The 4,109-nt window shown below is 64.0% G+C and carries 4 protein-coding genes; 1 reads left to right on the top strand and 3 read right to left on the bottom strand.

Annotated elements, in window-relative coordinates; translation table 11 throughout:
• Positions 1 to 114 precede the first annotated feature (114 nt).
• Positions 115 to 1,539 carry an SDR family NAD(P)-dependent oxidoreductase gene (locus EYB53_RS25080; protein WP_135482321.1) on the top strand — a complete coding sequence of 475 codons (1,425 nt, stop codon included), beginning with the start codon at positions 115 to 117 and terminating at the stop codon, positions 1,537 to 1,539.
• Positions 1,540 to 2,297: 758 nt separating this feature from the next.
• Here the strand turns inward: EYB53_RS25080 and EYB53_RS25075 are convergent.
• The 3 genes from EYB53_RS25075 to EYB53_RS25065 form a co-directional block, all read right to left on the bottom strand.
• Positions 2,298 to 2,726, bottom strand: a complete 429-nt coding sequence (locus EYB53_RS25075) for a hypothetical protein (protein WP_135482320.1) — start codon at positions 2,724 to 2,726, stop codon at positions 2,298 to 2,300.
• Between the two features lie 12 nt (positions 2,727 to 2,738).
• The gene (locus EYB53_RS25070) at positions 2,739 to 2,936 is read right to left on the bottom strand and encodes a hypothetical protein (protein ID WP_135482319.1); all 198 of its coding nucleotides are present in this window, start codon (positions 2,934 to 2,936) and stop codon (positions 2,739 to 2,741) included.
• Positions 2,929 to 4,109: tetratricopeptide repeat protein (locus tag EYB53_RS25065; RefSeq protein ID WP_135482317.1), on the bottom strand; the 1,181-nt coding region annotated here is incomplete at its 5' end. The genes EYB53_RS25070 and EYB53_RS25065, both read right to left, overlap by 8 nt.

The raw sequence follows: 4,109 nt of genomic DNA, 5'->3' as shown, positions 1-4,109 counted from the left end.
CTTGCCCGTGCCCCCACCGCCGTGCCCCCGTACGGGCACGGCTTGCCCGTGCCCCTACTTGACACGCTCGCGAGTTTGTCAGAAGATAGAGTTGAAACGTTCTGGAGTATTCTTATGTCAAACGAAAAACCAATCGTCGTAATCAGTGGGGCGACAAGCGGCATCGGTTACGAGACTGCCCGCCTCCTCGCGCATCACCGGCTGCATCTCGTACTCGCCTGCCGCAATCTGGCGCAAGCCGAAGCCGTACGCACCACTTTGATCGCCGCTAGTGGCAACGAGCAGATCGAAACGATCCACCTCGATCTCGCTTCGCTCGCTGCGATTCATGCCTGTGCCGCCGAACTGGCCGAGCGCTACCCGCGCATTGATACGCTCATCAACAATGCCGGTACCTTTCGCCTCAACCGCGAAGAGAGCACCGACGGCTTCGAGTTGACCTTGGCCACCAACTACCTCGGGCCATTCCTCTTGACGCACCTGCTCTTGCCACTGCTGCACGCCGCACCAACGGCACGCATCGTCAACGTCGGCTCTGACGCCCACAAGTACGCCCGCCTCGACCTCAACAACCTGCAACTCGAACGCGGCTACGCCGGCTTCAAAGCCTACGCCCGCTCAAAACTGGCCCAGGTCTACGCAACCCAAGAACTGGCCGCCCAACTCGATCCAGCCCGCATCACCGTCAACGTCGTCCACCCCGGCCACGTTGACACCAATATCTGGAACCTCTGGCCCGAAGGCAACCGCATCTATCCGCTGATGACCAACCTGATGCGGCGTTTTATGCTCACCGCCGCCGAAGCAGCGCAGAGTGTCAGACACCTCGCAACCGCCCCCGAGCTCCAAGGCATCAGCGGGGCCTACTTCGACCGCACCAAACACGCCACCGCCGCCCGTCACGCCGACAACCCAGCGCTCCAACGCCACCTCTGGCACGCAACCATCCATCTCATCGAACGCTGGACCGCGCCAACAGGCATCGCCCCTTCTACCCAACCCCAGGGCACTGCGCTGCCACACCATAACCACAGCGAGCCACCGACCATCACCGCCGCTGCTCCGGTCTCCGCCCAGCAGCACGCACCAGCGACGATACCACACCCACACCAACCACCGACCCTCGCCCCCTCTACGCCCATCGCCGATCTAGCAACCCTGCTCAGCACCCTCAACCCGTACCTGCACCCAGGAAGCTATGTCTTCACCAGCGTCCCCGAAGGCACCATCGTTGCCCCAGCGCAAATCATTGCCTCAATCCACGAAGCCGAAGGACAATCACTGGTCATCACCGAAGCCGCCGCCCACGAAGCCAAGCTCCCCATCCTCGCACGATGCGCCTGGATCACCCTGACCGTAACCTCCGACCTGCACGCAGTCGGCCTCACCGCCGCCATCGCCACCGCCCTGCGCAACGTCGGCCTCAGCTGCAACATCATTGCAGGAGCCTACCACGACCACCTCTTTATCCCCATCGATCACGCCGAACAAGCTATGGAAACACTTGCCGCGCTTCAGCAACAAGCCGCGCAACGATAGAAGGGGCACGGCGGCACCGTGCCCGCCCCCGTAGGGGCACGGCACCGCCGTGCCCCGACCGCCACGCATGCGGCACATGTACGGGCACGGCGCCGCCGTGCCCCGACCGCCGCCGTGCCCCCCCGATCCCCGATCCCCGATCCCCGATCCCCGCCGCGCCCGCCGCCCCCGTACGGGCACGGCTTGCCCGTGCCCCCGCCGCGCCTTCGCGTCTTCGCGTGAGCACACCCAATGGGCCGGTGGGCGCAGCAGCTATCAGAGGTGCCTCTTCCCCCCGAGCGGGCCAGGGGCTGCTGCGCCCCTACACCCCGACCCGGCCTGACGACGATCACGCCAACACCGAATGCGGCGAATGCGGCGAATGCGGCAAATGTAGGGGCGCAGCAGCCCATGCGCCTCCCTCAACCACAACGCCCCCACCATCGCTGCTGCGCCCTCCCGTGGGCATGGATCGATCCGTCGCTACCCGGGATCCGCCCGTTCGCAGGGGCAGGCGGCACACCCAATGGGCCGGTGGGCGCAGCAGCTATCAGAGGTGCCTCTTCCCCCCGAGCGGGCCAGGGGCTGCTGCGCCCCTACTTCACGCCTTCGCGTCAAAATCTTCGCGCCTTCGCGCCTTTGCGTCAAAAAACCCTCTGCGCCTTCGCGCCTTCGCGTCAAAAAACCCTCTGCGCCTTCGCGCCTTTGCGTCAAAAAACCTTCGCGTCTTCGCGCCTTCGCGTGAGCACCATCAAAACCTCCGCGCCTTTGCGTCAAACCTAGCCTTGCCACAGAATCGCAAGAATCACCACCACCAGCGCGGCCATCCCGATCAGGAAGCAGACCTGCGCAATTTGCAGCAGCACCGCCTTGCGCCCAAGCAGGCCCTGATAGACCGCTTGCATTTCGCCGAGGTTATCGGTCTCGTAGCTGACCCGACGTGGCAGCAGCACAAACAGCGCCATCACCAGCGTCGCAAAAAAAGCACCGACGCCAACTGTGCCAGCCCATTGCACAACTGGTTGTTCCAGATAGGCCGGCTGATCACTCAACGCCAGTACCGCAAAAAGCACGCCATAGAGACCGGTGACAAGCTGAATGATCGTTTGCGCACTCGTCTCGAGACGCTCGATGTTGCCGCGCTTTTGCTTTTCAAGCCATTCGCGTAGCTCGCGCTCGTCTGGGGTTTCAGGGCCAAGCACCGGCATAGCTTCGCCTCTTCAGGGTTTCACAGGGATGGCAACGCGCATACGCTGATCGCAACCGTTGGAATTCTGGCAGCGCAAGGTATAGACGGCTTCATTCTCACCACGATAGATGACCTCGCGCCCACGCTGACGAATCTGGTCATGCGTCCAGATATTCCAATACCCGCACTTCGGACAATGGTAACTCTCGGTCTGGGCTGGCTCACTCATCACTGGTATCCTCCACCATCTGGGCAACCAGGCTCCGATAGGGCTCTTCAAGGGCTTCAAGATGGGGCGGGGTGCCATGCAGCCACCCGACAAGCGTCCGCAGCGCGGCGGCAGCAGCAAGCCACGGCGAACCAGCCACCTCGCCTGCTTCGGCCTGGCGCGCGGCCTGCTCAAGCCCGGCAGCCAGCCGACCACGCTCAGCCGCCGTGATCCCTGGCTGGCGCAGCAGCGCAATGCCCTGTTGCAGCAAGGGCACCACCTGGCTCAGCACCCGGAACTCGGCTTGTTGTGCTGGCGTAAGCTGACTGAGCATGGCCTCCATCTCGGCAGCAGCCTCCTGCTCATCACGATCCGCTGGCAACGCGCCCCCCGCCCGCTGGCGCATCTCTTCAAGCTTCGCCCGGTCACTCACCAGATCAGGATGCCCAGTACGCTCATCCAGGGCAACCACCTCTTCGAGCAAGGGGATCGCCGCCGCGTACTGCTCCTGTCCAGCGTGGAAGATCGCTAGGTTGTAGAGCGCGATGCTCAAGTGTACGAGGTTTTGCCGGTCGTCACCTGCTTCACGGAGCGCCGCCACCCCAGCTTCACGTGCAGCAAGCTCAGTGGCGGGATCGTGCAGCAGAGCAGCCAGGTTGCCAATACCTACCAACGCATCGGCACGTTCAGCCGGTGTACCCTGCGCCAGCAGCGGTTGGGCAGCGGCCAGCAGTGTCGCCGCAGCATCGTCACCGCCTCCCTCCAACGCCGCCTGGAGCGCCAGAGTCACATGCGCCAATGACGCTTCATCGGCCAAACGGCCAAGCTCTGCCGCTACCTCGGTCGGCGGCACCTGACCGCGCCGGGCACGCACCACCGCCCCGACCAGTGCCCCGACCAGCCGCGCCGGGGTCAGCGCCACCGGTTGCGGTGCCCCACCAGCCATCGCAGCTTCCATCTGCTGAATAATGTCAGCAACCTGGGCTGCATCAGCAACTGCCCCCATTGCCTGCAACAGACCAAAACTCTCGCGAGCATTACGCAGCGCTTGTTCGTGATCGCCCTGACGAAATTGAACCACCGCCATGTTCGCAAGCGTGGCGCTCTTGCCGCGCACATCGCCCAGGCTCTCCTGGATCGCCAGGGACTGCTCGTAGAGGCCCATCGCCCCCCCCAGGTCGCCCCGCGTCACCA

This window comes from Candidatus Chloroploca mongolica (assembly GCF_004762035.2).
Classification (GTDB): Bacteria; Chloroflexota; Chloroflexia; order Chloroflexales; family Chloroflexaceae; genus Chloroploca; species Chloroploca mongolica.
Note: the sequence above shows the minus strand (reverse complement) of the source record. Positions and strands in the feature narration are given on the sequence as shown.